This is a genomic window from Aminobacter sp. SR38 (genome assembly GCF_014843375.1).
In the GTDB taxonomy this organism is placed as follows: domain Bacteria; phylum Pseudomonadota; class Alphaproteobacteria; order Rhizobiales; family Rhizobiaceae; genus Aminobacter; species Aminobacter ciceronei.
Window position 1 is genome coordinate 3,461,973 of sequence record NZ_CP062112.1, and the last position, 22,687, is coordinate 3,484,659.

A 22,687-nucleotide genomic window follows, 5' to 3' on the forward strand; every position below is an offset into this window, starting at 1 on the left:
TCCTACCAGCTCCCCGATGAACCGCCGCCGCCGGAGGATCCGCCCCCGCCGGAAAATCCGCCGCCACCGCCGCCCGACGACCAGCCTCCGCCGCCGCCACCCGAGGACCAGCCGCCGCCTGATGACGACGAGCCGGAGCGCTGGTTGTAATTGAAGGTCATGCCGAGCCACTCGTAGCGGCCGGGTCCGAGCTTGCGGCCATACATTCGCGGCAGGATGGCCATGGCCATGCCGCCAAAGAAAAGAGTCGCCCAAAGCGCTATGAAGACGAAAAAGATGATGTCGTCTTCGCTCCAGCCGGCAACGCCGGTCTGCTCATTGCGCTTGGCGCGTGCCTCGAGTTCGGCGCCATCGCCCTCGACGACCATGACGATGTCGTCGACCGCCTTGGAAATGCCGCCCGAAAAATCGCCGGCGCGGAAGGCCGGCACCATGGTGTTCTCGATGATCAGCTTGGTGTGCAGGTCGGTGAGCACGCCTTCCAGGCCGTAACCCACCTCGATGCGCATGCGCCGGTCGTTGGGCGCCACGATCAGCAGCACGCCATTGTCCTCACCGGCCTGGCCGAGCTTCCAGGCGCGGAACAGGCGGTTGGCATAGGGCTCGATCTCCTCGCCGTCGAGGCTCGGGATGGTGGCGACGACGATCTGGTCGGAGGATTTCTGCTCGAAAGCCGCGAGTTTCTGGACCAGCTCGGCTTCGGTGGCGGCGTCGATGATGCCGGCGTCGTCGACGACACGGCCGGTGAGGATGGGCAGTTCGGCGGCGAGGACGGGAGCCGCAAACAACAGCAGAAGCAATGCGAGAAGGGCAGGGACGTGCTTGAGCACCCGCCTCTGGCCTGCCGGCCATCTCCCCCGCATGGCGGGAGATTGGCAGCGCCGGCCTTGGTGCTGGACGTTCAATGTTTGCGATGAATACAGGCCGTGCGTCCAGCTGATCTCCCCCCTTGCGGGGGAGATGGCCGGCAGGCCAGAGGGGGGTGTCCGGGCGCCCGCGCTCAAGGTCATTGCTGCAACTTTACCGGAGAGGTCCGACCCCGCTTATGGTCATCACCCGCCCTGGCCGGTGCCGAAATTCACCTTGGGCGCCTCGAGCTTATCTTCGGCGACGGTGAAGTTCTGGAATGGTTGGTTGCGGAACCAGAGCGTGTTCCAAATCATGGCGGGGAAGGTCTTGAGCGAGGTGTTGTAGACGCGAACGGTCTCGATGTAGTCGCGGCGGGCGACGGCGATGCGGTTTTCGGTGCCTTCGAGCTGGGCCTGCAAAGCGAGGAAGTTCTGGTTGGCCTTGAGGTCGGGGTAGTTCTCGACGACCGCGAGCAGGCGTGACAGCGCGCTGGTCAGGCCGGCCTGGTTGTCCTGGAAAGCCTTGAAGGCGTTGGGGTCGGTCAGCGTTTCCGGCGTCACCGTCACCTGGGTTGCCTTGGCGCGGGCCTCGACGACGCCTTCCAGCGTGTCCTTCTCATGCGAGGCGTAACCCTTCACCGTCTCGACCAGGTTGGGGATGAGGTCGGCGCGGCGCTGGTACTGGTTCAGCACTTCGCTCCAGGCCGCCTTCGCCTGCTCTTCCTGGGTCGGGATGGTGTTGTAGCCACAGGCCGACAGCAATGGCACGACGATCGCCAGAACAACGAAAGCCGGAAGCAGACGGAAAGCAGGAAGTGCCGGCGAAGCTTGCATGCGCATCTGTTTGTCCTCGACAAAGCAACTGATCCGACAGCATTATCACAAACGCGCCTGGAGAAAACCGGCGTTCGATTTGGCGATGATGCCAGGAGTTTTTGACGATGGCGTCACCGAGAGACAGCGACGGCGAGAAGGAATCGCGCCGCATCCTCGACCGCATAGCACGCGAGAGCGACCCTGGCGGCGCGTCGTTCGTGGCGCGCAAGGCCAGCGAAATACGCAATCATCTCGGCGCCGCCGACGTCGACAAGGCCGACCCGATCGAGCACATCGGCACGCGCATCGGCCGCATCCTCGGCTTTCTCCTGACCATCGGCCTCGTTCTGTGGCTGATCAATTATCTCGTTCGAGGCGGATAATGGTGACAGGCAGTGAGGACGGGGGGCCGGCGGAGTCTCGCCGCATCCTCAAACGGCTGTCGCGTGAGAGCGACCATGGCGGACGCTCGTTTGTCGCACGCCGCAAATATGCTGCGAAAGAAAAAGGCGAGACGCCCAATGGCTGGGTGCCGTGTTGGCTATCGCGCTTGTCTTCTGGTTGTTGTCTTACATTGCACTGGTGAAAATCTGATGAGCACTGAACAGTCCGGAGCGCCACGCGCGGTCATCGTCGTGTCGAGCCATGTCGCGCGTGGGTCGGTGGGCAACCGCGCGGCGGTGTTTGCGCTGGAGACGCTCGGCCACCCGGTCTGGGCCGTACCGACGGTGATCTTGCCGTGGCACCCGGGCCATGGCCGTGCGACGCGCATCGTGCCGCCGACAGAACAATTCGCCGCCTTCATGGCCGATCTTGAGCGGGCGCCATGGCTAGGCGAAGTCGCTGCGGTGCTGTCGGGTTATCTCGGCGAGCCAGGCCAGGTGCAAGCTGTGGCCTCGCTGGTCGAAACGGTGAAGGTGAGAAATCCGAAGGCGCTCTATGTTTGCGATCCCGTCATCGGCGACAAGGGCGGGCTATATGTCGCCGAGACGCTGGCCGCGGGCATTCGCGACAGGTTGCTGCCCTTGGCCGATATCGCCACGCCCAATCGCTATGAGCTGGAATGGCTGGCGGGTGCCAAGGCCGACGACATGCGTTCGACAATGGCGACTGCCCTCGGGCTCGGGCCGGCAACGATGCTGGTCACCTCGGCGCCGGCGATGATGGCCAACGGCACGGGCAATTTGCTGGTCACCCAGACGCAGGCGCTGCTGGCCGAACACCGCACGGTCGAGCGCCCGCCGAACGGGCTCGGCGACCTGAGTGCTGCCGTCTTTCTGGCGCGACTGCTGGCCGGGCACACGCCATCCAAGGCGCTGCAGTCGACCACCGCTGCCGTCTACGAGATCCTGGCGCGCACGTCGAAGCGCGGCGGCGACGAGCTGCAGCTCGAAACCGATGCGCAAAGCCTGTCGCATCCGATGGCGATGGTCGAGCTGCGCACGCTCATCCATCCCTCGCGGAGCCGGAAACCCGGCCAGGATTCTGGGGCGTGACGGTTGCCGGCGTCGACGGCTGCAAGGCCGGATGGGTCGCGGTGATCCGTGACGACGCCGGAACGAGAGCGCAGGTGTTCGGCAGCTTCGACGCGCTGTTGGCGGCAATTCCAGACGATGCGGTGGTGGCGGTCGACATGCCGATCGGCCTGCCTGACTTCACCACCAAGGGTGGTCGTGGTCCCGAGATGCTGGTGCGGCCTTTGCTCGGCCAGCGGCAATCGAGCGTGTTTTCGATCCCGTCGCGCGCGGCAGTCCATGCTGAGGCGGCCGAGTTCACCGATCTCGAGGCCTGGTACGCCGCGCATCGCCGGTCGAGCGAGATCGCTATGCGGACCTCTGAGCCGCCACGCGGCGTCTCGATCCAGGCCTTCGGCATATTTGCCAAGATACGGGAGATCGACGCGCTGATGATCTCGAGGCCGGAGCTGCGTGAGCGCGTGATAGAATCCCATCCCGAAGTGGCGTTCTGGCGGCTGAATGGCGGGCAGGCGATGAGATTGCCGAAGAAGATCAAGGGTCGTGTCAATCCCGACGGCATGGCGGAGCGGAAAACGCTGCTGGCGCGCGTCGGCCATGGCCGCGGCTTCCTCGACCAGCCTCCGCCGCGCGGTGCGGCTGCTGACGACTTCCTCGATGCCTGCGCGATGATGCTGATCGCCGAGCGGCACCGGCGCGGCGAGACCATGAGCTTTCCGTCGCCGCCCGGGCGCGATATCAATGGCATTCCGGTCGCGATCTGGGTTTAATGCTTTCGTCCGACAATACTCCTGTCCGACAGGGAGGCGTGTGATGTTGCCCGTTCGTACGATTGCCACAGTCCTGGCGCTGCTGGTGGCCGCCGGCGCCGTGGCGCAGGAGAGCATCGTCGACCGTTGGTATCAGGCGCTGCTCAAGGCGGATGGTCCGACCCTGTCGCAACTGTTGGCCGACAATGCGACGATACGGCTCGACGATATTGGCGTGACCCAGAGCAAGGCGGAGTTCATCGCCTCGATGGATGAATGGCAGGTTGCCGTGAAAGGCGCCAAGATCCGCCACAAGATCGAAGCGGAAATGGGCGAAACGACCGTGGTGCGTACCTGCTACGACTTCCCCAACAATGACATGACGACGCGCGAGACATTTACCGCCAGGAACGGCCTCATCGTCGCCAACACGCAGATGACGATCGGCGAGAATTGCGACGGCTTCTAGAGCGTTCCGCTTTTCGTGGGTTGCGGAAGCTCTCTGTCTCCATGTCCTGCGCAATTCCGGACGGAAAACTGCTGCTGCTCTAGCCCTGCTTCAGCCGTGCCATCAGCGACGGCTCCGGCAGCCGGCGCCAGATCAGCCATGACAGAATGGCAAGGAGGCCCATGATCGGGATCACGGTGGCGAGCGCATTGACCGGGTCACCCATCAATGCCGCCGCTGCACCGCCAACCATTCCCGCGCCCATCTGGAAGAAGCCCATCATGGCGGATGCCGCCCCGGCATTTTCGGGGAAGGGCGCCATCGCCGCCGTCATCATCGCCGGCGAGATCATGGCGATGCCGAAGGCGTAGATGCCGACCGGAACCATGACCAGCAGGAAGCTGGGTTCATAGGTCCTGAGCAGGATGGCCATGGCGATCGATCCGATGGCAACGAAAACCAGGCCGACGGGCACCATCCTTGCTGCGCCGAAACGCTTCATGAAGATGCGCATGACGATCGCGCCGGCCATGAAATTGGCGGTCTGCATCAGCATGCCGACGCCGAACTGGGTGGGCGTGAGGCCGACACGCTCCATCAGAATGAAGGCCAGCACGGTCGCCTGGGTGTAGATCGCGCCGGTCGTGCCGGCGATGACCAGGCAGCAGAGCACGAAATAGGGGCTGCGGAAGAGCGAGCCGTAGGAGGTGACGAGGGCTTTCGGCCGGATGCGGCTGAGGTCGCGCGTCACCGTTTCGCGCAGGGCAAAGATCGCCACCAGCATGACGACGACGCCGAGCAGCACCATCACCACGAAGATGGCATGCCAGCCGAACAACTCCATGGTCAGGCCGCCGAGGGTTGGCGCGATGGCCGGGCCGAGGGCCAAAAGGATGCCGATCATGTTCATGATGCGGGCGGAGCGTTCGTGGGTGAAGACGTCGCGAACGACGGCACGCGCCACCGAAACACCGACGGCGGCGCCGACGCCCTGCAGGAAGCGCGCGACGACGAGCGTTTCGATGTTCGGCGCCATCAGCGCCAGAACGCTTGCGGCAAGATAGATCGCCATGAAGGCGAGCGTGATCGGGCGGCGGCCAAAACCGTCGGAAAGCGGGCCACAGACGAGTTGGGCAAAGGCAAAGCCGCCGAAATAGAGCGACAGCGTCATCTTGACCGCAGCTTCGGTGGTGCCGAAGGCCTGGACGATCTCGGGCATGGCGGGCGTGAACAGCGCCAGCGAGATCGGGCCGATGGCAACCATCAGGCCGCCGATCAGCGACACCCGACGCTCGCTCATGATCGGTGCGGTTTCCACAAGGTCCAGCGCCTGGCTGATATCAGTGCGCATGTTCATGCCGCCGTGTCCTCGCCCGAAAGCGCTTCGGTGCGCGTGGCGAGCAGGTTGGTGCGGGCTGACCGCAGTGAAACGAGAAGGCGCTGCCAGTCGTCCGGATCGATGCCAAACGCTGCCTCGCTTCGGATCGCGGCGGCGATGGGCTCGATCTGCCTGACGACGGTAGACCCGGCTTCGGTGAGGGTGACCAGCTTGGCACGGCGATCGGCCGGATCGGGCTGGCGCTCGACGAACCCCTTGGCTTCTAGCCGGTCGACAAGACCGCTCAGGGTCATCGCTTCGACACCCAGCCGCTCGGCCAATGCCGTCTGCCTGATCGGACCGGTGCGGCTGACATTGAGCAGCGCCCGGCCCTCGCCGGTGGTCAGGCCGAGGCCGGCTTCAGTGGTGCGGCGGTCCATCTCGGCGCGGATGATGCGCGAGAGATCGTTGACGATGAAGCCGAAAGTGTCGGTTTCCGGACTGGCAGGCATTTTAGTAAGCAATCCTTATTATATGGGTTACTTAGTTTACGTGAGGCGACGAGTCAATGCGGTTGCGCAGTTACCGGTCCGGCCCTACATCGAGGCTGTCCGAACCGAATGCCAATCGAGGAAGCCATTCATGTCCGCCAGCCAGAACATCGATCTCGCGCGTCATCCGCTGACCCATTGGGCCGGGCCGCTCGGCCTGCCGGATTTCACCAGGATCGAGGACAGCGATTTCGGGCCGGTGTTTGATGCAGCGCTTGCCGCGCACGCCGCCGAGATCGATGCGATTGCCGCCAATGCGGAACAAGCGACGGTCGCCAACACGCTTGAAGCAATGGAGCTCGCAGGTGATGCGCTCGACCGCGTGTCCTCGATCTTCTGGTGCCGCGCCGGTGCCCACACCAATGACGCGATCCAGGCGATGGAGCGTGAGATCTCGCCGAAGATGGCTCGCCATTTCTCGGCAATCTCGATGAACGAGAAGCTGTTTGCTCGCATAGACGATCTCTACTCCCGCCGCGCTTCGCTCGGCCTAGACCCTGAGACGCTGAGGGTGCTGGAAAAAACCTGGAAAGGCTTCGTCCGTTCGGGTGCCAAGCTCGACCCGGTGGGCAAGTCGCGGCTTGCCGCTATCCAGGAAGAGCTTGCCTCGCTTGGCGCCAAGTTCGGCCAGAACGTTCTGGCCGACGAGAGGGAATGGGTGCTGTTTCTCGACGAAGGCGATCTCGACGGCCTGCCGGAATTTGTCCGTGGTGCGATGGGCCAGGCTGCCGAGGCGCGCGGCGAGACGGGTAAGTACGCCGTCACCTTGTCACGCTCGATCTATGAGCCGTTCACGACGTTCTCCGAGCGGCGTGACCTGCGCGAAAAGGCATTCAAGGCTTTTGCGGGACGCGGCGAAACAGGTGGCGAGACCGACAATGCCAGCATTGTGCGCGATACGCTCAGCCTGCGCGCCGAAAAGGCCAGGCTGCTCGGCTATGACAGCTATGCGGCGCTGAAGCTCGACGACACCATGGCAAAGACCCCCAAGGCGGTGATGGAGCTGCTCGAGCCGGTGTGGAACAAGGCGCGCGAGAAGGCCGCCGCCGACGAGACCGAACTGCAGCGCCTTGCAGCGGCCGCCGGCAGCAACGACAAGCTCGCCGCCTGGGACTGGCGCTTCTATCAGGAGAAGCTGCGGGCGGAGAAATACGCCTTCGACGAGGCCGAGCTGAAGCCCTACCTCCAGCTCGAGAACGTCATCAAGGCCTGCTTCGATGTCGCGACCCGGTTGTTCGGCATCACCTTCAAGGAAGTGCCCGACGTTGCCGCCTGGCATCCCGATGCCAGGGTGTTCGAGGTGTTCAACGCCGACGGCAGCACGCGCGGGCTCTTCCTCGCCGACTATTTTGCCCGCCAGTCGAAGCGTTCGGGTGCCTGGATGAGTGCGCTGCAGTCAGGCTACAGGCTGGGCAAGGGCTCGACGCCGATCATCTACAACATCATGAACTCCGCCAAGCCGAAGGCCGGCGAGCCGGCGCTGCTGTCGCTCGACGAGGCCAAGACGCTGTTCCATGAATTTGGCCACGCTTTGCATGGCATGCTGACCGATGTCACCTGGCCGTCAGTGGCGGGCACCTCGGTCAGCCGCGACTTCGTCGAATTGCCGTCGCAACTCTACGAACACTGGCTGACGGTGCCGGCGGTGCTGGAAAAGCATGCGCTGCACTACAAGACCGGCAAGCCGATGCCCAAGGCTCTGCTCGACAAGATGCTGGCTGCCAAGACTTTCGGCGCCGGCTTTGCCACCGTCGAGTTCGCCTCGTCGGCGCTTGTCGACATGGCCTATCATGCCCGGCCGGACGCACCGACGGAGCCCGCCGCCTTCGAAGCCGAGACACTGGAAAAGCTCGGCATGCCGGATGCGATCGTCATGCGTCACCGTACGCCGCATTTCCTGCATGTGTTCTCGGGCGAGGGCTATTCGGCCGGCTACTACTCCTACATGTGGTCGGAAGTGCTCGACGCCGACGCCTTCGCCGCCTTCGAGGAAACCGGCGACGCCTTCAATCCCGGCATGGCCGAGAAGCTACGCAAGCACATCTATGCGGCAGGCGGTTCGGCCGATCCGGAAGAACTCTACAAGGCCTTCCGCGGCAAGTTGCCGTCGCCGGAGGCGATGATGGAAAAGCGCGGCCTCGTCTAGGCCGCGGACGGGCAGGCCGATGGAACTACCGGCAGCATTGCGGGCGGCGGTCGACCGGGCGCTGGAAGGCGTGCCGCTTGGCGAGTTGCAGCGGGCTGCCGACACCTTGTCGAGCCGCTATCGCGCCGAGTTGCGCGATGGAAAACTGCATCTGTCGGACGAGATGTTCGCCAACGCCTATCTGGCGACGCGGCTGCCGGCGACATTTGCGGCCGTCAGGGCGAGTCTCGAAAGTGCCGCCGAGCTGATGCCTGACTTTGCGCCGAAAAGCCTGCTCGACATCGGTGCCGGTCCAGGCACGGCACTTTGGGCGGCTTCGGACTGCTGGCCGAGCATCGATTCCGCGACGATGCTCGAGGCAAGCCAGGCGATCCATAAGGTTGGCCTTGCGTTGTCGGCGCATTCGGGCGTTGCGCATGTGGATTGGCGCGTGGCGGATGCCGCCAAGAGCTTCGAGGCCGACAAGGCCGATCTGGTGACGCTGGCCTATGTGCTGGACGAGTTGTCGCCGGCCGAGGGGCTCGCGTTGGTCGAGCGCCTGTGGGCTGCCACCGATGGCCTGCTTGTCGTGGTCGAGCCCGGCACGCCGGCCGGCTGGCAGCGCATGATGGCGGTGCGACAGCGCCTCATCGATCTCGGCGCACATCTGACGGCACCTTGTCCGCATGCCGAAGCCTGCCCGATCGTCGAGCCCGACTGGTGCCATTTTTCGCGCCGCGTGGCGCGCTCGCGGCTGCATCGGCTGACCAAGCGTGGCGAGGTGCCGTGGGAAGACGAGAAATACATTTTCCTGGCCGCGTCGCGCATGCCGGCTGAACCATTCCGCGCCCGGGTCTTGGCGCCGGCGCGCGGCGGATCGGGCAAGGTCCAGCTCAAACTGTGCCTGGAAAATGGCTCGATCGAGGAAAAGCTCTTGACCAAGCGCGATGGCGAGCTGTTCAGGTCGGCACGACGGGCCGACTGGGGCGACTTCTTGTAGGCTTGCCGGCGGGCAGAAAATCGGCCGATTTGCCCGCCCCCCTTTCGCATTTGCGAAAAAAGCTGTATGAGCCCGGCCACACGAAACGCGGCGCGTCGACAGGCAGTGCCCGCAACGCTCCCGAGTAGACATATGAACCTCCGCAATATCGCGATCATCGCGCACGTCGACCATGGCAAGACCACGCTGGTCGACCAGCTTCTCAAGCAATCCGGCTCGTTCCGTGAAAACCAGCGCGTCGCCGAGCGCGCGATGGATTCGAACGATCTCGAAAAGGAACGCGGCATCACCATCCTGGCCAAGGCGACTTCGGTCGACTGGAAGGACACCCGCATCAACATCGTCGACACCCCTGGCCACGCCGATTTCGGCGGCGAGGTCGAACGCATCCTGTCGATGGTCGACAGCGCGATTGTTCTGGTCGACGCTGCCGAAGGCCCGATGCCGCAGACCAAGTTCGTGGTCGGCAAGGCGCTCAAGGTCGGCCTGAAGCCGATCGTCGTCATCAACAAGATCGACCGTCCTGATGGCCGCCATCAGGAAGTCATCAACGAGGTGTTCGACCTGTTCGCAGCCCTCGACGCCACCGACGAACAGCTCGACTTCCCGATCCTCTACGGTTCGGGCCGCGATGGCTGGGTTTCCGAGAATCCGGAAGGCCCGAAGGACCAGGGCCTGGCGCCGCTGTTCGACCTCGTGCTCAAGCACGTACCGGCACCGACGGTTCACCCCGGCCCGTTCCGCATGATCGGCACCATTCTCGAGGCGAACCCGTTCCTCGGTCGCATCATCACCGGCCGCATCGAATCCGGCACGCTGAAGTCCAACCAGCCGGTCAAGGTGCTGCACCATGACGGTTCGCTGCTGGAAACCGGCCGCGTCTCCAAGATCCTCGCCTTTCGTGGTCTCGAGCGTCAGCCGATCGAAGAAGCGCAGGCAGGCGACATCGTTGCCATCGCCGGCCTTTCCAAGGGAACCGTCGCCGACACCTTCTGCGACCCGGCCGTGACCGAGCCGCTGCATGCGCAGCCGATCGATCCGCCGACCGTCACCATGTCCTTCATCGTCAACGACTCGCCGCTGGCCGGCACCGAAGGTGACAAGGTCACCAGCCGCGTCATCCGCGACCGTCTGCTCAAGGAAGCCGAAGGCAACGTCGCCCTCAAGATCGAGGAATCGGCCGACAAGGATTCGTTCTACGTCTCCGGCCGTGGCGAATTGCAGCTGGCCGTGCTGATCGAAACGATGCGCCGCGAGGGCTTCGAGCTTGCCGTGTCGCGTCCGCGTGTCGTCATGCAGAAGGACGAGAACGGCGACCTGCTCGAGCCCGTCGAAGAAGTCGTCATCGACGTTGATGAAGAGCATGCCGGCGTCGTCGTCCAGAAGATGTCGGAGCGCAAGGCCGAGATGGTCGAGCTGCGTCCTTCAGGCGGCAACCGGCAGCGTCTGGTGTTCCATGCGCCGACGCGCGGCCTGATCGGCTACCAGTCGGAACTGCTCACCGATACGCGTGGCACGGCTGTCATGAACCGCCTGTTCCACTCCTACCAGGGCTACAAGGGCGAGCTGCCCGGTCGCACCAACGGCGTTCTGATATCCAATGATCAGGGTGAGTCGGTTGCATTCGCCATGTGGAACCTGGAAGACCGCGGCCCGATGGTCATCGACGCCGGCGTGAAGGTCTACCAGGGCATGATCATCGGTATCCACAGCCGCGACAACGACCTCGAGGTCAACGTGCTGAAGGGCAAGAAGCTGACCAATATCCGCGCCGCCGGCAAGGATGAAGCAGTGCGCCTGACGCCGCCGATCCGCATGACGCTCGAGCGCGCGCTCGCCTGGATCCAGGACGACGAACTGGTCGAAGTGACGCCGGAGACCATCCGCCTGCGCAAGCTCTATCTCGACCCGAACGAGCGCAAGCGCTTCGAGAAGTCGTCGAAGACCGCCGGCGCGGCATAAGCCACGCGGCACAAATCAAAAGGGCGTCTCCAATGGAGGCGCCCTTTTTGCTTTGGGGCGTGGGTGCGACCCCGACTACATCTCGATGATGGGTGCGACTTCCACCGAACCACCGGCGTGGAGGATAGGGCAGCCCTTGGCGATGCGCGCGGCGTCGGCGGGATCCTTCGCGTCGAACACCGAATAGCCGCTGACCGGATTGGCGCCGCCGTCATTGGTAACAGCGCCGTTGGCGGCAACCGTCTGCGACTTGCCGACCGGATTGCCGCCATCGACGACGGCAGCGCCCAAGCCGGCAAACCAGTCCATCCAGGCCTTCATCACCTTGGCGCCTTCTTCCTCCGATTGCGGCATGGCGCCGCCGTGATAGACGAAGAGAAACTTGGCCATGACATCTCCTCCGTGGCGTGCCGAGGTGCCGGCCACCCGACATCGTGCCGGCGCGCGAGCTATTCATTTGCCTGTAGGCTGTCCTGGACAACCTGCTTTCCTGTCCGATCTCGCAAAGTTGATGGCATAGGCGCCTGGTTCGTCTGGCGGTTGCAAGTTGCGGCGCATGCCGTAAGGTTCCGCGACCAGCCATTCGGGGATGACGATGGAACCGACTTCGCTTCTGATCTTTGCCGGTGCTCTGCTTGTTGCCGCCGGTTCGCCCGGGCCTTCCATTGCAGCACTGGTGGCACGGGTCATCTCGAAGGGCTTTCGTGACGTGTTGCCGTTCCTGGCGGCGATGTGGATCGGCGAGGCGATCTGGCTTTCGCTGGCGGTGTTTGGCCTCGCCTTCGTGGCGCAGTCCTTTCACATGGCCTTCGTCGTGGTGAAGTGGGCTGGCGTCGCCTATCTCGTCTACCTCGCCTGGAAAATGTGGACGGCCCCCGTCGACACGCGCGAAGGCGAGATGCCGAGCCAGGATTCTCCGCTCAAGCTTTTCGCTGCCGGCATGGCCGTGACGCTCGGCAATCCCAAGATCATGATGTTCTATCTGGCGCTGTTGCCGACGATCATCGACCTGGCTTCGGTGAGCGTCGTCGGCTGGCTGGAACTGACGCTGACGATGGCGGCGGTGTTGATCGCCATCGACCTCGCCTGGGTGTTCGCAGCAGCACAGGCGCGCAAGCTTTTGCGGAGCAAGCGGGCGATGCAGATTGCGAATCGGGTGAGCGCCACGACCATGGCGGGTGCGGCCGCGGCGATTGCCGCGAGGTAAAAGGCCAAAGTTTTGTCAGGCCGGGTACGCAGCGAGCCTTGGGGACGCTGCGTCAGCCTATTTTGCAGGCAATTTCTGCCTGCCCGATAGGCGTTTTTGCCTACCTTCCGTCAAACCTTTGTCGCTAAAGGCAGGCCATCTGCTACGATAGTCGCAAAAGCATGTGACGGGACGGGAGAAACTAGCGTCATGGCCGCATCTGTGAAGTCTAAGGCGAAATCCGCCAAGACTGCATCCGCCTCCAAATCCTCCAACAGACCTCCCCAGCTGCACGAATTGCTGCTCGCCCGAGCGCCGGCCGAGGACGTGGCCGATTACGAGCCGGGCATGCTGGAGCGCGCAGCACAGCTCGCCGAGCAGGCCGTGCTCAAGCACCGCAAAGGTTCTTCGGTCATCGACATCGAGACCGACGGCAGCGTCGTCCGTCACGACCGGCCGGTCACTGTCGTCACCGTCGTCAACGACAACATGCCGTTCCTGTTCGATTCGGTGCTCGGCGAGATCACCGAAGCCGCCGGCGAGCCGGTGCTTGTCACCCACCCGGTCATCCACGTGCGCCATGGCCGCACCGGCGTCGACGAGATCCTGAGCGATGGCGGCCACAAGGGCGAGGAGGCGGCCGACAAGGTCAGCGTCATTCACGTCCACATTCCGCCGCTTGGCAAGGAAGCCGCAGAAGCGTTGCGCGAGCGGCTGAAGAAGCTGCTTGGGCAGGTGCGCGCCGCCGTCACCGACTGGAAGCCGATGCTGGCCAGGCTCGACCAGGCGATCTCGGAATTCCGCTATGCGCCGATCCCGCTCGACAAGAACGCGGTGACCGAGGCGATCGCCTTCCTCGAATGGCTGCGCGACGACAATTTCACCTTCCTCGGCATGCGCGAATTCAAATATTCGGGCGGCGAAAAGAGTGGCGTACTGGAACGCTCCGACAAGCCGGGCCTCGGCATCCTCGCCGACCCCGACGTTCTGGTGCTGCGCCGCGACACCATCGACGCGACGTCGACGACACCCGAAATCCGCGCCTTTCTGCATGGCCCGGATCCGCTGATCGTCACCAAGGCCAATGCCAAGTCGGCGGTGCACCGCCGCGCCTATCTCGACTACATCGGCATCAAGACCTACGACGCCAAGGGGCAGCTGTCGGGCGAACTGCGCATCGTCGGCCTGTTCACCTCGACCGCCTACACGCGCTCGGTGATGAAGATTCCCTATCTGCGCTCCAAGGCCGAAACCGTGGTGCAGAAGTCGGGCTTCGACCCTGCCGACCATTCCGGCAAGGCGCTGATCAACGTGCTTGAATCCTATCCGCGCGACGAGCTGTTCCAGGTCGCCGTGCCGACGTTGCGCAAGCATTCCGAGGCCATCCTCGGCTTGATCGAACGGCCGCGCGTGCGTGCGCTGGTGCGTGTCGACCAGTTCGATCGCTTTGTCTCGATCCTCGTCTTCGTGCCGCGCGACCGCTACGATTCGGTGGTGCGCGAGAAGATCGGCGCCTATCTCAAGTCCGTGTTCGAAGGCCGCCTGTCGGCCTATTACCCGGCCTTCCCCGAGGGCGGGCTGGCGCGCGTCCATTTCATCATCGGCCGCTCCGGCGGCAAGACGCCCAAGGTCGAGCAGACGGCCATCGAGGCGGCAATCCGCGATATGGTGCGGACCTGGGAGGACGGCTTGCGCGAGGCTTCAGCCGAGGCCGGCTCATCCGCATCTTTCGTCAGGCTCGCCAGCCACTTCCCGCAGGACTACCAGAACAGCTTCTCGCCGGCGGCAGCCCTCGTCGATGCCGAGCGCATCGCCTCGATCGGCGCATCCAACCCGATCGTCATCGACTGCTATCGCGACACCGGCCAGGCGTCCACACAGGCCTCGCTGAAGATCTATCACCACGGCGCGCCGGTGGCGCTGTCGCGGCGCGTGCCATTGCTCGAGAACATGGGCTTCCGCGTTATCAGCGAGCGCACATTCGAACTGGGCGAGAAGGGCGAAGACCAGATCTTCATCCATGACATGGAGCTGGAGAACGCCTACGGCCAGCCGATCGACCTCGCCGACAGTGGCGCGCTGTTCGAAGAGGTGTTCCTGTCGGTCTGGAACGGCGACGCCGACAATGACGGTTACAACGCGCTGGCGCAGACGGCAGGTCTCGGCTCCAACGAGATTCTTATCCTGCGTGCCTATGGCCGCTACCTGCAGCAGGCCGGCATTCCGCAGAGCCAGGATTTCATCGCGGCAGCGCTGAACCGCTATCCCGATATCGCGCGCGGCCTGCACGCGCTTTTCCTCGCCCGGCTCGATCCGGCACAGGAACAGGACGGCCTGGTCACCGCCAAGCACCTCAAGGCCAAGATCAAGGACGCGCTCGAGGCGGTCCCCAATATTGACGACGACACCATCATCCGGCGCTACGTCAACCTGATCGAAGCGTCGCTCAGGACCAACCACTTCGTGGCGGGTAAGAAGGAACGTGGCCAATCGCTGGCGATCAAGCTCGACTCGCGCAGCGTCGAAGGCCTGGCAGAGCCGCGGCCGTGGCGCGAGATCTTCGTTTATGGTTCGGAGGTCGAGGGGCTGCATCTGCGCTTCGGCGCGGTGGCGCGCGGCGGCCTGCGCTGGTCTGACCGTGCCCAGGACTATCGCACCGAGGTGCTTGGCCTGGTCAAGGCGCAGCAGGTCAAGAATGCCGTCATCGTGCCTGTCGGCGCCAAGGGCGGCTTCTTCCCCAAGCGCCTGCCCGTGGGCGGCAGCCGCGACGCGGTGTTCGAGGCCGGCAAGGCTGCTTACGTCAATTTCGTCTCCAGCCTGCTGTCGATCACCGACAATCTCGACGGCGACAAGGTGGTGCCGCCGGTGGGCGTTGTCCGCCGCGATATCGACGATCCCTATTTCGTCGTTGCCGCCGACAAGGGCACGGCGACCTTCTCCGACACGGCCAACGGCATCAGCGAGAAGCACGGCTTCTGGCTCGACGACGCCTTCGCCTCGGGCGGCTCGGCCGGCTACGACCACAAGAAGATGGGCATCACGGCGCGTGGCGCCTGGGAAGCGGTCAAACGGCACTTCCGTGAGATGAACCGCGACATCCAGACGACGCCGTTCACCGTCGTCGGCGTCGGCGACATGTCGGGCGACGTCTTCGGCAACGGCATGCTGTTGTCCGAGCAAACGAAGCTGATCGCCGCCTTCGACCACCGCGACATCTTCATCGATCCCGAGCCCGATATGGCCGCGTCCTTTGCCGAGCGCAAGCGGATGTTCGACCTGCCGCGTTCGAGCTGGCAGGACTATGACAAGTCCAAGCTGTCGGCAGGCGGCGTGATCGTTTCGCGCGCCCAGAAGTCGGTGACGCTGCCGCATGCGGCGGCAACGGCGATCGGGCTCGCCAAGACGACCGCATCGCCGACCGAGATCATGAACGCCATCCTGCGGGCGCAGGTCGACCTGTTGTGGTTCGGCGGCATCGGCACCTATGTCAGGGCGACCGGCGAATCCAACCAGGAAGTCGGTGACCGCGCCAACGACCCGATCCGCGTCACCGCCACCGACCTCAGGGTCAAGGTGATCGGCGAGGGTGCCAATCTCGGCGCAACCCAACGGGCGCGCATCGAGTTCGGCCTCAAGGGTGGGCGCTGCAACTCGGACGCCATCGACAATTCGGGCGGCGTCAATTCGTCCGACGTCGAGGTCAACATCAAGATCGCGCTGGCTTCGGCGATGCGCAAGGGCACGCTGCAGCGGCCGGCACGCAACAAGTTCCTCGCCGAAATGACCGAGGAGGTTGCCGGGCTGGTGCTGGCCAACAACTACGAGCAGACGCTGGCGCTGTCGGTCGCGGCCAAGCGCGGTATTCAGGACATCGCGCATCAGGGCCGCTTCATGAGCGCGCTCGAGGCGCGCGGACTGCTCGACCGCGCCGTCGAGAACCTGCCATGGCCGCCTGCTCTGGCCGAACGCCAGACGCGTGGCGAGCCGCTGACCCGGGCCGAGCTTGGCGTGCTTTTGGCCTATGCCAAGATCGTGCTGTTCTCCGACATCGTCGCCAGCGACGTGCCCGACGAAGCCCATTTCGAACGTGATCTGCTCGGCTACTTCCCCGAGCGCATGGCCAAGAAATATGCCGCCGAGATCGGTGGTCACCGGCTGCGCCGCGAGATCATCGCGCGTGTCGTCGCCAACGATCTCGTCAATCGTGGTGGGCCATCCTTCGTCAACCGGCTGCAGGAGGCCAGCGGCCGTTCGGCGGCCGATGTGGTGCGGGCTTTTGCCGTCGTGCGCGATGGCTTTGCCCTGCCGGCGCTCTATCGCGAGATCGACGCGCTCGACAATGTCGTCGACGGCACGCTGCAGCTCGACCTGTATCAGGCGGTCAGCCGGCTGATCTTCGGTACCAGCGGCTGGTATCTGCGCAACGAGCACAGCGACGCGCCATTGGCGAGCCGCATCGCCGAGCTGCAGGAAGCACGCGCAGCACTGGAGCCGAAGTTCTCAGGCATGCTGCCTGCCTTCACACGCGAGCGCATCGAAAACCGCAAGGCTGGCTTTGCCGCTGCCGGTGCGCCGGAGAAACTGGCCGAGCGGCTGTCGCTGCTCGAGGCAGGCGAACTGGTGCCCGACATCGCCCTGGTGGCCAAGACCGCCAAGGCCGACATCCTGGCAGCGGCGAAGGCGTTTTTCGGCGTCAGCGAGGCGTTCCGCATCCCGCGGATCGAGGATGCAACGCATGCGATCGCCACCTCCGACTATTATGAGGGGCTGGCGCTGTCGCGTGCATCCGACACCATCGGTGCGGCGCGACGCGGCATCGCGGTTGCGGCATTGACCGGTTTCGGCAAGGCTGCCGATCCGGTCGCGGCATGGCTCGACGCCGGCGGCGACAGGACCAACCGCACCCGCGACAGGCTGCAGGCCCTGACGGAGGGTGGCGACATCACCGTGTCGCGCCTGACGGTGGCGGCCGGGCTGATGAGCGACCTGTCGGGACGCTGAGCCCTTGCAATGGCGCCTGCCACGGCAACCGTGGCAGGCATTTTCCTCAAGGACCACGCAAGCGAACTGCGCTATAGCTCCAGACAACGCGCTGATGCGGCGCGCGCGGAGGGATGATGGCTGACGTGATGGTGGTTCAACGCACGCCTCGGCGTGGCGTCTGGGGATGGATGTTCTTCGACTGGGCGGCGCAGCCGTTCTTCACCGTGGTCACCACCTTCATCTTCGGTCCCTATTTCGTCTCGCGCATGGCGACCGATCCGGCCATGGGCCAGGCAGCCTGGGGTTACGGCATTGCTGCAGCCGGTTTCGTCATCGCCATCCTGTCGCCGGTGCTTGGCTCGATCGCCGACCAGACCGGCCCGCGCAAGCCATGGATCGCATTCTTTGCCGCGATCAAGATCATCAGCCTGTGCCTGCTCTGGTATGCCGAGCCCGGATCGCCGCTGGTGCCGATCGTCCTGCTGTTTTCGCTCGCTTCGGTGGCGGCGGAGTTCTCGATCGTCTTCAACGATTCGATGATGCCTCGCCTTGTTTCGAAGGAGGAGATCGGCAAGATTTCCAACATTGCCTGGGGCCTTGGTTATCTCGGCGGCATGATCGTGCTGATCTTCGTCGTCGGTTTCCTGGCTGCGTCGCCCGAGAGCGGCAAGACCATCATCGGTGCGGCCCCGCTGTTCGGGCTGGACCCGGTGGCAGGCGAGGATGCTCGCGCCACAGGCCCGATTTCAGCACTGTGGTACCTCGTCTTCATCCTGCCGATGTTTTTCTTTACGCCCGACAGCGGCAAGGGCATCGCCATCCGGCCGGCCATGCGGCTGGGGCTTTCCGAGCTCAAGTCGACGATCGGCGAGGTGCGCCAGCGCACCGGCATCTTCCGTTTCCTCGTCGCCCGCATGATTTACCAGGACGGCGTCAACGCCTTGCTCGGTCTTGGCGGCGCGTTCGCGGCTGCGATGTTCGGTTGGACAATCACTGAAATCGGAATCTACGGCATCATTCTCAATGTCGTCGCCATCTTTGGCTGCCTGGTTGCCAGCCGTCTCGACACCAGCTTCGGTTCCAAGGTCGTGGTGGTGTTTTCGCTGGTGCTGCTGACGATCGCCACCATCGGCATCGTCTCCACCGGACCGGGCTACACGCTGTTCGGCCTGTGGCAGATGCCTGGTGCCGATACCAACGGGCTGTTCGGCACGCCCGCCGAGAAGGCCTACATTGCCTTCGGCCTGCTGGTCGGCATTGCCTTCGGCCCGGTGCAGGCGTCGTCGCGCTCCTATATGGCGCGCAGTGTCTCGGCCGATGAGGCAGGGCGCTATTTCGGTCTGTATGCGCTGTCGGGCCGGGCGACCAGCTTCGTCGCGCCGTTCGTGGTCGCGACAGTCACCGCCCTGAGCGGCTCGCCACGGCTTGGCATGGCGATGATCATCATATTCTTCGTCGTCGGGCTGGCAGTGCTGTTGCGCACGCCCTATCCGGCTGACGAGGTGAAATAGCGGATATTATCTTCCCCCTGTGGGAGAAGCTGTCACCGAAGACGACGGATAGCGGCGCTGGACGAGGCGGTGCGTCTCAAGGTTTCGGCGCTCGCCGCTTTTCTGGCAACACCTCACTCCGTCCAGAACCCCTCGTCCGGCTTTGCTCCGCTCACTACCTTCTCCCGCAACAGGAGAAGGTATCTGCCCCTCAGTGCCTGAAGTGTCTCACGCCGGTGAAGATCATGGCGATACCATGGGCATCTGCCGCGGCGATGACGTCGTCGTCGCGCATCGAGCCGCCTGGCTGGATGACAGCAGTGGCGCCCGCCTCGACGGCAGACAGCAGGCCGTCGGCGAAGGGGAAGAAGGCATCGGAGGCAACCACCGACCCCTTGGTCAGCGGTTCGGCGAGGCCGGCGGCTTCCGCGGCATCCAGCGCCTTGCGGGCGGCGATGCGCGATGAATCGACCCGGCTCATCTGGCCGGCGCCGATACCCACCGTGGCAAGATCCTTTGCATAGACGATGGCGTTCGACTTGACGTGCTTGGCGACACGGAAGGCGAATTTCAGGTCTTCGATCTCGCGTTGGGTCGGCTGTCGCCTGGTCACGACATTGAGGTCGAGCGTATCGACGACGGCGTTGTCGCGCGATTGGACAAGCAGGCCGCCGGCGACCGACTTGACCGAAAGCCCGACGCGATCCGGATCGGGCAGGCCGCCTGTCACCAGCAGCCGCAGGTTCTTCTTGGCAGCGACGATGGCCTGGGCCTCCGGCGTAGCCTCCGGCGCAATGATGACTTCGGTGAAGATCTTGACGATCTCCTCGGCCGCCTCGGCGTCGAGAATGCGGTTGAGCGCAACGATGCCGCCGAAAGCCGAGACGGGGTCACAGGCGAGCGCCCGGGCATAGGCCTCGGTCAGCGTTGCACCCTCGGCGACACCGCACGGATTGGCGTGCTTGATGATGGCGACGGCGGCCGTGCGGACAGGGTCGAACTCGCCGGCCAGCTCAAAGGCGGCGTCGGTATCGTTGATGTTGTTGTAGGACAGCTGCTTGCCCTGGAGCTGGGTCGCGGTGGCGACGCCGGGACGCTTGTCGCCGGTCAGGTAGAAGCCGGCCGATTGATGCGGGTTCTCGCCATAGCGCATGACGCTCTGCAGCTTGCCGCCGAAAGCGCGCCAGTCGGGCGTCTCGATCTCGAGCGCCTCGGCGAACCAGCCCGAGATCGCCGCGTCATAGGCGGCGGTGCGGGCAAAGGCCTTGGCGGCGAGCTTCTTGCGGAACTCGTAGGTCAGGCAGCCATTGTTGGCGACGATGCTGTCGAGCACGTCCTTGTAGTCGGCCGGGTCGGTGACGATGGCGACATAGGCGTGGTTCTTGGCCGAGGCGCGGACCATGGCCGGGCCGCCAATGTCGATGTTCTCGACGATCGAGGCGTAGTGAGCGCCGGAATCGCGGACCTCCTCGAAGGGATAGAGATTGACCACCACGAGGTCGATCGGCTCGATGCCGTGCTCGGCCATGGCAGCGACATGCTCGGGGTCGTCGCGGACGCCGAGCAATGCGCCATGCACCGACGGATGCAGCGTCTTGACGCGGCCGTCCATGATCTCGGGGAACTTGGTGAGCTCGGAAACGTCGCGGACGGCGATGCCCTCGGCCGAAATACTCTTGGCGGTGCCTCCGGTGGAGACCAGCTCGACGCCGACATTGGTCAGGCACTTGGCAAATTCGATCAGCCCGGTCTTGTCGGAGACCGACAGCAAAGCGCGCCGGATCGGCACGAGGTCGGGTGCGGGGGTCTTCTTGGAAACGACGGCCATGGGTGGCGGGCCCTTCAAAGTTGGGAGCGGAAACTTTGCTTGCGGGCGGCCTAGCACATGAGGCCCGGAAATCAAGGCGCGCAGCCGCGCATGCGGCCTATTTCCCGAGGTGATGCCGATCAGGCGCTCAAGGTGCCTCCGCAATCCTGGACGGCTCTAGCCGTCGAGGCGGCTGATGATGCGCGTGCGCGAGAACTGCCAATGCACCTCGGAGATTTCCGAAGCCTTGAACGACAGCACGATCTGGCGGGAGCGGCGGGGACCGCCGAGACCAGCGAAATAGATCGATTCCTCGACCTCGGACGCAACATCAGGCGAGGTGAAGACCCAGGTGTCGATATCAGGCCCGGTCAACACCAGTCGCTCCTTCTGGTCACGGAACAGCTGGACGTCGGGATGGACGTGGAAGCGGATGGTGACGAGATCGCGGCCATCATTCTTGATCGGCGTCTTGCCTGCACGAAGGATGCGGTCGCAGCCCGACAGGATGCTGCCGCCGGCCGACAGGCTCAGCTCGCGCTCGTGATGGAGGCCGAAGCGCTGGGCGTAGCCGTCATGGCGGGCGACGAAGCCATGGATGCCGGGTCTGTCCAAGCGCTGGGTCGGCACCGATTTCGGTCCGCCAAAAAGCGGGCTGCCGAGCACGCCGCTGACGCGTTGCGAGTGGGCGAAGCTGGCCGACGAGGTGTCGTTGATGGTGACGGTGGAGTGAGCCGCGGTGGCCCGCGCCAGCGGCCTGAGATCGGCTGCGCCATAGGTGTCGATGCCGGCGTTGACGATGTAGTGCTGGCGGCCCGACGACATCTCGAAGGCAAGGCAACCGGCATGGGCCTGGTTCGACACGTCGATCGGCGGTGCCGTGCCGGTGTCGGCAATCACCGTCGTGCCGCCCATGGCGAGGCGCTCGTAGCCGGAATGGGTGGCGTGCAGCGGCGGCGAACCGGCGGTGTCGTCATGGCGCAGGATCGCCACGATGCGGTCATGGATGGTGGCGCCCATGCCGTTGAAGCGGGCGAGGCTGCCGTCCTGGTGGCGGAAGAAGCGCAGTGCCGGCAGCATGCGCTCGACGGCATTGATCAGCGCCAGCGGCGGCTGCTCGGCCTGGTTGGCGTAGGTGTGGCGCAGCGGCAAAAGGTCGGCGAGAATTTCGAGAACCGCCATCGGATTGCGCGAGATGTGCCCGCCGTCGGGCAGGATCTGGCGGTCGAGCTCCTCGGCGAGGTTGCGCGTGGCCGAGCGCAGCGCCGAGACAGGCGCCGGCAGCGACAATGCGGCGAAGGCGAGCGCAACACGGGCGCGGAGCCTGTCCTTGCCGTCGGGCATCTCGGGTGACATCGACCGGAGATAACGGATCTGCATTGCCAGCGAACGCAGGAAAGACCGGTAGAAGGCGAACTCGGCGCCCTGCAGCACGACCGAGGAGTGCTGCAGCCAGGCGATGACGCGCTTGGCGGTGGTTGCCGGTTCCCAGGCGATGCCGGAAATCCGGCTGCCATGCAGCGCGATCCAGTCTGACACCAGGGCGCGGGCGTTGGCGGCGGCCAGCTCGGTGCCGGCGGCGCGCATGTGGCGCAGCCAGCGGAAGCCATGCAGGCTGCGCTGCCAGCCGCGATTGGGCACGTCGATCAGGAAGGGCGACTGGCCGCCGGTCTCGACAAGATGGCCCGACAGCGGAAAGCGGCCATAGTAGATTTCGAGCGCGATCTGGGGATCGGCCAGGCGCAGATCCGGCGGCGCGATAAGTACGCGTTCGGGCGTGCGCCCGGAGTAGCGCCAGCTGTAGGCCGGCCCGGCGCGCAGGCGCCGGCGCGTCTTACGCCAGAACTCCTTGGCAACGAGAGCCCAAAGACGCGTCGTGTTGTCCGCCGCGATCGACAATACCCCTCCTGACGCAACCCCACGTCGTCA

At 64.6% G+C, this 22,687-nt stretch carries 17 protein-coding genes; 10 read left to right on the forward strand and 7 right to left on the reverse strand.

The window, feature by feature from the left end; translation table 11 throughout:
• Window positions 1-2: 2 nt before the first annotated feature.
• Complete coding sequence (locus IG197_RS16910; protein ID WP_192313573.1) at window positions 3-863, reverse strand: YgcG family protein; 861 nt, start codon at window positions 861-863, stop codon at window positions 3-5.
• Window positions 864-1,052: 189 nt separating this feature from the next.
• Entirely contained in the window at window positions 1,053-1,688 is a 636-nt protein-coding gene (locus IG197_RS16915; protein ID WP_192313576.1) for a LemA family protein, read from the reverse strand.
• Between the two features lie 101 nt (window positions 1,689-1,789).
• Here IG197_RS16915 and IG197_RS16920 point away from each other — a divergent pair, with 101 nt between their 5' ends.
• From IG197_RS16920 to IG197_RS16935, 4 genes are all read left to right on the forward strand, one after another.
• Window positions 1,790-2,047 (forward strand): hypothetical protein, encoded by a 258-nt coding sequence (locus IG197_RS16920; protein ID WP_192313580.1) that lies wholly within the window; start codon window positions 1,790-1,792, stop codon window positions 2,045-2,047.
• A 210-nt stretch (window positions 2,048-2,257) separates the two neighbouring features.
• Complete coding sequence (pdxY, locus tag IG197_RS16925) at window positions 2,258-3,160, forward strand: pyridoxal kinase PdxY (protein WP_192313583.1); 903 nt, start codon at window positions 2,258-2,260, stop codon at window positions 3,158-3,160.
• Entirely contained in the window at window positions 3,157-3,909 is a 753-nt protein-coding gene (locus IG197_RS16930) for a DUF429 domain-containing protein (protein ID WP_192313586.1), read from the forward strand. Before pdxY ends, IG197_RS16930 begins: the two co-directional genes overlap by 4 nt.
• Before the next feature lie 43 nt (window positions 3,910-3,952).
• Window positions 3,953-4,357: a nuclear transport factor 2 family protein gene (locus IG197_RS16935; protein WP_192313589.1), complete on the forward strand. Its 405-nt coding sequence runs from the start codon at window positions 3,953-3,955 to the stop codon at window positions 4,355-4,357.
• 79 nt (window positions 4,358-4,436) lie between these two features.
• Here the strand turns inward: IG197_RS16935 and IG197_RS16940 are convergent, their stop codons facing one another.
• Window positions 4,437-5,693: a multidrug effflux MFS transporter gene (locus IG197_RS16940; protein WP_192313592.1), complete on the reverse strand. Its 1,257-nt coding sequence runs from the start codon at window positions 5,691-5,693 to the stop codon at window positions 4,437-4,439.
• Window positions 5,690-6,166, reverse strand: coding sequence for a MarR family winged helix-turn-helix transcriptional regulator (locus IG197_RS16945; protein ID WP_192313595.1), 477 nt, complete (start codon window positions 6,164-6,166; stop codon window positions 5,690-5,692). Before IG197_RS16945 ends, IG197_RS16940 begins: the two co-directional genes overlap by 4 nt.
• A 130-nt stretch (window positions 6,167-6,296) precedes the next feature.
• Here IG197_RS16945 and IG197_RS16950 point away from each other — a divergent pair, with 130 nt between their 5' ends.
• The 3 genes from IG197_RS16950 to typA all read left to right on the forward strand — a co-directional run bounded on the left by IG197_RS16950 (window position 6,297) and on the right by typA (window position 11,292).
• On the forward strand, window positions 6,297-8,351 hold the full coding sequence (locus IG197_RS16950; RefSeq protein ID WP_192313598.1) for a M3 family metallopeptidase: 2,055 nt from the start codon (window positions 6,297-6,299) through the stop codon (window positions 8,349-8,351).
• Window positions 8,352-8,370: 19 nt separating this feature from the next.
• Window positions 8,371-9,330 (forward strand): small ribosomal subunit Rsm22 family protein, encoded by a 960-nt coding sequence (locus IG197_RS16955; protein WP_192313601.1) that lies wholly within the window; start codon window positions 8,371-8,373, stop codon window positions 9,328-9,330.
• A 132-nt stretch (window positions 9,331-9,462) separates the two neighbouring features.
• Entirely contained in the window at window positions 9,463-11,292 is a 1,830-nt protein-coding gene (gene typA / locus IG197_RS16960) for a translational GTPase TypA (RefSeq protein ID WP_192313604.1), read from the forward strand.
• Between the two features lie 75 nt (window positions 11,293-11,367).
• On the opposite strand, the gene IG197_RS16965 is transcribed toward typA, so the two are convergent.
• Complete coding sequence (locus IG197_RS16965) at window positions 11,368-11,682, reverse strand: YciI family protein (protein ID WP_067956501.1); 315 nt, start codon at window positions 11,680-11,682, stop codon at window positions 11,368-11,370.
• A 205-nt stretch (window positions 11,683-11,887) separates the two neighbouring features.
• Between IG197_RS16965 and IG197_RS16970 the strand changes: the two genes are divergently transcribed.
• The 3 genes from IG197_RS16970 to IG197_RS16980 all read left to right on the forward strand — a co-directional run bounded on the left by IG197_RS16970 (window position 11,888) and on the right by IG197_RS16980 (window position 18,972).
• Window positions 11,888-12,499: a LysE family translocator gene (locus IG197_RS16970; RefSeq protein ID WP_067966014.1), complete on the forward strand. Its 612-nt coding sequence runs from the start codon at window positions 11,888-11,890 to the stop codon at window positions 12,497-12,499.
• 189 nt (window positions 12,500-12,688) lie between these two features.
• On the forward strand, window positions 12,689-17,479 hold the full coding sequence (locus tag IG197_RS16975; RefSeq protein ID WP_192313607.1) for an NAD-glutamate dehydrogenase: 4,791 nt from the start codon (window positions 12,689-12,691) through the stop codon (window positions 17,477-17,479).
• Window positions 17,480-17,595: 116 nt separating this feature from the next.
• Window positions 17,596-18,972 carry an MFS transporter gene (locus IG197_RS16980; RefSeq protein ID WP_192313610.1) on the forward strand — a complete coding sequence of 459 codons (1,377 nt, stop codon included), beginning with the start codon at window positions 17,596-17,598 and terminating at the stop codon, window positions 18,970-18,972.
• A gap of 190 nt (window positions 18,973-19,162) precedes the next feature.
• Here IG197_RS16980 and purH read toward each other — a convergent pair whose 3' ends face one another.
• Window positions 19,163-20,779 (reverse strand): bifunctional phosphoribosylaminoimidazolecarboxamide formyltransferase/IMP cyclohydrolase, encoded by a 1,617-nt coding sequence (purH, locus tag IG197_RS16985; protein ID WP_192313613.1) that lies wholly within the window; start codon window positions 20,777-20,779, stop codon window positions 19,163-19,165.
• Window positions 20,780-20,935: 156 nt separating this feature from the next.
• Window positions 20,936-22,657 carry a heparinase II/III family protein gene (locus tag IG197_RS16990; RefSeq protein WP_192313616.1) on the reverse strand — a complete coding sequence of 574 codons (1,722 nt, stop codon included), beginning with the start codon at window positions 22,655-22,657 and terminating at the stop codon, window positions 20,936-20,938.
• Window positions 22,658-22,687 lie beyond the last annotated feature (30 nt).